The following is a 6,789-nucleotide window of genomic DNA, read 5'->3' as shown; positions in this document are numbered from 1 at the left end:
TGTCTTTAAGTTTATATTCAGGTTTAACTGCGATATTTGAATAAATTTCGCTGATTGATTTTTCTAAACCAAATATCGCTTCGTCACAAAGCGTTCCACCTGAGAAAAGTCCGCGAATATATTTCTGGTTTTTTTTATATTTTTTTATTTCATTTTTAGCAAGTTTGAGCAAATTACTGGCAAGTTTTTTGTCAGGCACATATTTCTTATTTTGTAAAACTGCGATTGATTTTAATGCGACATCTTCAAGTGTATTCACAAAAAACATATTTCTATTATCTTCTCGTTGAATTCTTGAGCCAATAAAATCTATAATAACCGGTTTATCATAATTTTTGACCAACTCAATAATTTTTTCTTCAACTTCAACTGCAGGTGGTTTGGAAACAATACAGATAACTTTTGTGTCGGGGTCGTTTTCAAGCATTTTGAGTGCCGACAATGCCATCAAGCCACCAACTTCGCTTTTCAGGTCTCTGCCACCAAGCCCGATTGCTTGTGATATACCTTCGCCTTGTTTATGGATAATTGTAGTTACTTCCTGTGTGCCTGTGCCTGATGCGGCGACAATACCGATAGAACCTTTTCTGACTACATTTGCAAAACCTAATGGCACACCGTTTAGTATTGCAGTTCCACAGTCAGGTCCCATTACAAGCAATTTTTTTTCAACACCAAGTTTTTTTAGTATAATTTCATCTTCAACCGACACATTATCTGAAAAAATCATCAGATTGATATTGTTTTTTAATAGTTTTTCTGCCTGATACCGAACATACTGCCCTGGGATTGATATTACAGCGATATTTGCATTGGGCTGAATTTCAATTGCTTCCTCAACACTTTTTGGATTTTCAGCAGTTGATATTGTTGATTTTGCAACTGTTACATCTAACATTTTTTCAATACTTTCAGTAATCTGTTTGACATCAGTGGTTGTCTGCAAACTTACACATATGAGTAAATCGTTTGGTGTAGCATTTTCGTCTTCTTTTGCAAAAAATCCGGTTTCGGATAGTAACTTTTTATTAGCATCTGTCCCCATCATTACTGACGAGTCAATCACACCATCTATAGTTTTGATTTTATTTGATAACGCCATCAAGAAAACAGAATCACGATAAAAGTTTTTTTTCACTATATTTACAAGCATTATGAATCTCCATTGCGGTTAGAATACCGAACAGTGTATCTTTTCCTGAAGTAGCACCGGTATTCGCCAAATTATCAAGCCAGAATGACATACAAGGATTGCGTTCTGTAATTGAAATAATTGTATTTGCTATTACCTCACTTATTCTGCCGACGATAGAATACCTTAAATACGCTGCAGATATAAAATTCGTTTTTGAATAATTTATTTTAACATTTTTCAGAAAAAATTTAACCGGCTGAATCCCCTTAATTCCCCCTTCACTAAGAAACCAACTTGCTGATATAAAACCAGCTAAAAAATCATCACCGGCTGGTGTAAGCCCACTGCCGAGTCCAACCAATTTGTCTACATTATAGTTAACCAATTTTTTATTTTGTGTCTCAACTGCGAACTTAAATTGCTCAACTACTGATGGCTTGACGAATAGATAGTTTTTAAGATAATTTGAAATTATTGATGTATTTACAATATCCGGTGAAATTTTCGGGACATTTGATTCCCATTGTTTAGCATTTTTAAGTGATATTATAACTCCGTTTGAGAAAGATAATCTGTCCTGTTTGAATTTCACTATTTCAGAATTCTGAAATAGTGAAATAGCAAAATCAGATACTAAAATCCGATTAGGACCGTTGAAATACTTTTTATCTACGATAGAAACCAGATTCTCATCTATCAAGATATTTACTGCATTTTGAAAAACAGAATGGATTCTACCTTCACAATTAACGAGGATTGACCTATCAACAGATACTGCTTCTAACTTACAGATGCAATTTCTTTGTATGACACACCCTCCTTAACGAAGTAATAGCCACCAAGCAGCAAAATATATGTCATCCCGATAGCGTGAATAATCAACGCACTTGCGAGCGCTTTATCTTTGCTGATACCGAAGAACATCATACTGGCTACATAAAAAAATTCAAATGTCCCGATAGCGCCTGGTGCAGCTGGGATTGTAACACCTATTACTGCTGCAAAAATAACAAAAACCATTACAGTAATTGGCAAATTTATATTAACAATTTTTACCATAAAAAATATATTCAATGTCTCGCATAGCCATACACAGATAGACAAAAAAATAATCATAACAAACCCGAATATATCCTTGAGTGCTTCAAATCCTGTTATAAACTTTACAAGTTTATTAATAATTTTTGCTTTCAGTTCATATTTTATAAATGGTAGTTTCCACAAATAGTTGACCGAATTTTTCTTAGTAATTATTGCCACTGCGACACCAAGTGCGCCAACAAACAGAATGATAGCATACACAGACATTTTCCGTGTCCATATAGGCACTTTTGGTATAAACGGTATTGCCAGTCCCAGTAGAATTAACACAGCCACACCATCCATAATTCGTTCTAAAATAATTGTTGCCAGTGAAGCGCCTTTAGATACATCATACTTTTTACCGACAATATACGCTCGGACAATTTCGCCAATCCGTATTGGAAAAATATTATTAGCTGCGAAGCCCATTATCAAACTGGAAAAAAGCTGAGTGGCTGTAAACTTTTTAACCGGCCGGAAAAGATATGTCCATCTAATAGCCCGGAAACCAAAAGCCAGTGTATAGATAACAATGCAAGGCAGAATCCATATATACTGTCCGTTAGAGATTATTCCAAACAGATTTTGGAAATTAATATTTCTCAAAACCGGATACAAAAAAATTATGCTTACTAATATCCCGAAAAAAATCCGTTTTTTCATATTTTGTTTGTATTTGACAGGATTAACAGGATTTTATTTTTTTGTCTCAATTTGTTTTTTCATCTCGGTTATTTCCTGTTTAAGCAAAATCCGTTCTTCAAAAAATTGTTCTTCTTTATTTTTTAGTGCCTGTTCAAGTGTAGCTTTTTCCTCTTCTAATTTTTTGACCAATTCTGAAAGCCGTGTAATTTCTTGTTCTACATTTTGTTTATATGAATTCAACTCCAGTTCATAGTTATGTTTGAGATTATGGAATTCATCATCTTTGGTTTTGAGTTGGGTAAGAAGTTCGTTTTTTTCGTTTTCAAGTTTTGCTGTAAGTTCCTTTGTTTTTTCTGTTAATGTTCTTTCTAATTCAGTTAGTTCTATTTGTGCTTTTTGTTTAGTTTCATCTAAAAGGGTTGATGTTCTTGTTGTTTCTTCTGAAGATGCAGTTCTTAACCGTTCCAGTTCGTTACTGATATTTACTCGCAATACCCGTTCTGTCTCTAACTGCTGGGTTTTTGATACTAGTTCAGTTTTTAATGTATTGATTTCCGTCTGGATTGCAGATATAAACTCTTTTTCTTTGAGTGCCTGTTGTTTTAATTTTTCTCTTAGCAGATTCAGTCGGATTTTGTTTTCGTTTTTTGATACCATAGCAACTCCATAGCGTCAAATCAGTTCGGATTTTTTTTGTTCAATTAAGTCCTTGATATATGTAGCATTCGGGTTAAGTTGTAATGCTCGTTCATAGCATTTTATCGCTTCCTGTACTTTTCTCTTGCCATAATAGCAGTTGCCAAGAAATTCATACGCCTGCCAGATTTTATCGTTATACTGAATACAATCCCGTAGTTCCAGAATTGCCTCGTTATACTTACCATCTTTATAGAGAACTATTCCATTTTTCAGATGCAAAATCGCTTGATAATCTCTGACATCTGCGGAATCGTGTTTTAACTCGCCTGGTATTTCTTTCAAGATTTCGTCTATATCAGTTATTTCGCCTTCTTTCTTAGCGGACTCGCCCGTTATTATCATTTCTATTTTACGATAAAGTTCATCGGCTATTTTTCCTTGAGAATGTTTAAGAATTTTATGTAACGACCGAACAGCCGATTTTTTTGCTTGCGGGTCTAATACATTGAATCTATTTATCAGAATTTCTGTACTTTTGGTATCGCCTATTTCACCTAATACCCAACTTGCAGAAGATTGCATCCATCTATTTGAACTATCCAGCATATCTGCCAAAGTAGAAATTGCGACATCAGGATTGATATTATACATTGCTTTAGCAGCGTTTGCTTTTACTCTGTTATTCGGGTCTCTTAAATATGGCAACAGTATTTTTGCGCTGACCACTGGATCTTCCTGCTGTTTTAATTCTTCTTCTAGTAATTCAACCCCTCTTGCACGGATAAACGCATTGGGTGAGACCAGCATTTCTTTTACAGACATCTCTTCATCTGATACTGATTTAGTAATATCTTTAGCAAAAGATACGCCACCACCTCCCCTGCCTCCACTGCCTTTTTGCTCTATTATATTCAGCAGATGATTTTTATGTTCTAACAGTAATCGTTCTCGTTTGGTACCTTTCACGCGACTGACCACATACAAGCCCATACCCATCAAGCCGATAGATATAGCGATAATCATTACGAGCAGATACATAATTCTGGCTTGCTCAAATTTTACTATTTTTTTATTCAATAATTCAGTTGATTGTTGCCATTGTGCTTGTGCGGTTTTGAAGGTATCCAGCAAGGCAACCATTTTTTCTAATTCTTGTTTTGTTATCTGTGGCTGAGCAGGTGTGGTGGGTAGGGTGGGTAGGCGTGGCGAGGTAGCTGGTGCAGAAGTGATTATTTTTTTAATTTCTTTCTGAGGTATTGGTTCTATTGGTTTTATTTCGGCAGCTTGCTGGGCTGACTGAACTTCGTTATAGAGTGTTTTTAATTCGGGTATTTCAGGCGCTAAATCTGATGCGCGTTTCAAGTACTGAAGTGCTTTTGGATAATTTTTCTGCGTATAATACTTTTTACCTTGTTCTGTCAGAATTTTTATCATCAATGTTTTTGCTTGCTGTGAACTCGGGTCAAATGCTAACGCATCTTCTAATGAAATAATTGCGCTTTCTACATCGCCGGCTGAATATAATTCGTTCGCCTGGTTGATATACTGATTGACAGAACCAACTTGTGCATAGAGACAGTGATTAAGTGAATAAGTGATAAAAAGCAAGTGAATAAGTGAATAAGTGAATAAGTGAATAGTAAATACAAACCACTTAAACACATAATCACTTAACCACTTGGATTTATCCATTTTCATCACTTAATCTCTCGGGATGGTCAGCAGCTGACCTGGTGTAAGTTCATATGATGGACTGATTTTATCCTTGTTTGCTTCATAAATTTTACGCCATAATACCGGATTACCATATATTTCGGGCTTTGCGGCAATCCGCGGTAATGTATCGCCTGCCTGAACAGTATAAGTTGTAAGTTTTTTATGTTCTACCTTAATTTCCTCCGTCCCCATTTCCTCCGTCCCCATTTTTTTTTGGGTTTCTTTTGCGGTCGCGAACCAGAATGGTAATGATATTGAGATACTATGCGTACCGAGTGTATCTGTAATACCTGCCAGCGGATAAACAAATGCATAATCAATCTGAACGATTGATGTTTGGTATCCTGCTCCAACCGAAACAGCCCGATATTCGCGGCTGCCTACACCAATACCGACACGAGCAGTTAAATGTTTATCAAACAGATATTTTTCTATCCCGGTATTACTGGTAATCTCGCCTTTTTTGCTGACTATTTCAGTAGTAAAATTTAGCAAGATGGTTCTGTATGCGAAACCAAGTTTATATTTTGCTGGTATGTTCATCTTTTTATCGTTCAGATTCATATCAGGTTGATTCATATCAATCACTACCAAGCCGAATGAATAGTTATCTTCTAAAATGTATAGCAGCCCGAGGTCGCAACTGAAACCTAATTTTGAATAATTATTTTCTAAAAATAACGAATCGGTAGCGGTATAAATATCGTTTCCATATTTTTTAGATAACAGTTTAGCTGTTAAGCCAACTGAAAACGGATTGTTTTCAGAAAACAATGCCAGCCATTGAGTCAAATTTGTTCCATATGAGACTGCCCAGACATTTTCAGAATAACTATTCTGCAAACTGAAACTATACCAGCCAATACCTAACGCTGAATTTTTATCTAACGGATGCGTGATACCAAGCGTGCCATCAGTCAGATTACTATCATCAGTAAGGTTCCAGAACAATTTCCGATAGCCGCAACTGAACCTACCGGTTGGGTTTTGTACTAACCCTGCTGGATTATAAAATATCGCATTAGTATCATCCGCGATTGCGGTAAATGCATTATTTAGTGCAAAAGCTCGTGCAGTCCCCACACCTCTGCCGACCAGTTCAAAATCAGCATAGAGGCAGGGAGTAGGGTGTAGGGTATAGGGTGTAGGGAGTAACGAATAGCAAACAGCGAGTAGGAAGTAGGAAGTAGCGAATAGCAAACAGCGGATAGCGGATAGTGGATAGTGGATAGTGGATAGAAGACCGACTGCTAACCTATTCGCTATTCGCTCTACGCTATTTCTTAATTGTTTAATTGCGTTATACATATTCATTTTTTTTCTTAAACCACTGAATACATTGAACGCACTGAACTTTTTTTTTCCGACTGAAGTCGGGTATAAATCTTTTAACCAATCATCTTGCGACCACTACGGTGCCGTTAAATACCTTTTGCTGGGTTGTGATTTGGTAGATATACACGCCACTGGGCGCTTTTTCACCATCAGCATAATTCCCATCCCAGAGTAGCGAATTATCAGTACTGCCGATTTTCAGGTCACTAACAAACGCACCTGTAATATCGTATATT

Annotated in this window: 7 protein-coding genes; all 7 read right to left on the bottom strand. The window is 36.2% G+C overall.

Annotation, left to right across the window (positions count from 1 at the left end; all coding sequences use genetic code 11):
* On the bottom strand, nt 1–1,153 hold a 1,153-nt coding region (locus tag AB1349_12255), incomplete at its 3' end, for an FdrA family protein (protein ID MEW6558100.1).
* Nucleotides 1,116–1,835, bottom strand: coding sequence for a DUF2877 domain-containing protein (locus tag AB1349_12250; GenBank protein ID MEW6558099.1), 720 nt, complete (start codon nt 1,833–1,835; stop codon nt 1,116–1,118). The genes AB1349_12255 and AB1349_12250, both read right to left, overlap by 38 nt.
* An 80-nt stretch (nt 1,836–1,915) precedes the next feature.
* Complete coding sequence (locus AB1349_12245) at nt 1,916–2,881, bottom strand: lysylphosphatidylglycerol synthase transmembrane domain-containing protein (protein MEW6558098.1); 966 nt, start codon at nt 2,879–2,881, stop codon at nt 1,916–1,918.
* Between the two features lie 33 nt (nt 2,882–2,914).
* Nucleotides 2,915–3,520: a hypothetical protein gene (locus AB1349_12240; protein MEW6558097.1), complete on the bottom strand. Its 606-nt coding sequence runs from the start codon at nt 3,518–3,520 to the stop codon at nt 2,915–2,917.
* Between the two features lie 15 nt (nt 3,521–3,535).
* On the bottom strand, nt 3,536–5,200 hold the full coding sequence (locus AB1349_12235; protein MEW6558096.1) for a tetratricopeptide repeat protein: 1,665 nt from the start codon (nt 5,198–5,200) through the stop codon (nt 3,536–3,538).
* Between the two features lie 3 nt (nt 5,201–5,203).
* The gene (locus AB1349_12230) at nt 5,204–6,532 is read right to left on the bottom strand and encodes a LysM peptidoglycan-binding domain-containing protein (protein MEW6558095.1); all 1,329 of its coding nucleotides are present in this window, start codon (nt 6,530–6,532) and stop codon (nt 5,204–5,206) included.
* An 82-nt stretch (nt 6,533–6,614) separates the two neighbouring features.
* Nucleotides 6,615–6,779, bottom strand: a complete 165-nt coding sequence (locus AB1349_12225) for a hypothetical protein (protein MEW6558094.1) — start codon at nt 6,777–6,779, stop codon at nt 6,615–6,617.
* Nucleotides 6,780–6,789 lie beyond the last annotated feature (10 nt).

The sequence above is a fragment of the Elusimicrobiota bacterium genome, assembly GCA_040757695.1.
GTDB lineage: Bacteria > Elusimicrobiota > UBA8919 > UBA8919 > UBA8919 > JBFLWK01.
This window is presented reverse-complemented; position numbering and strand designations above follow the sequence as displayed.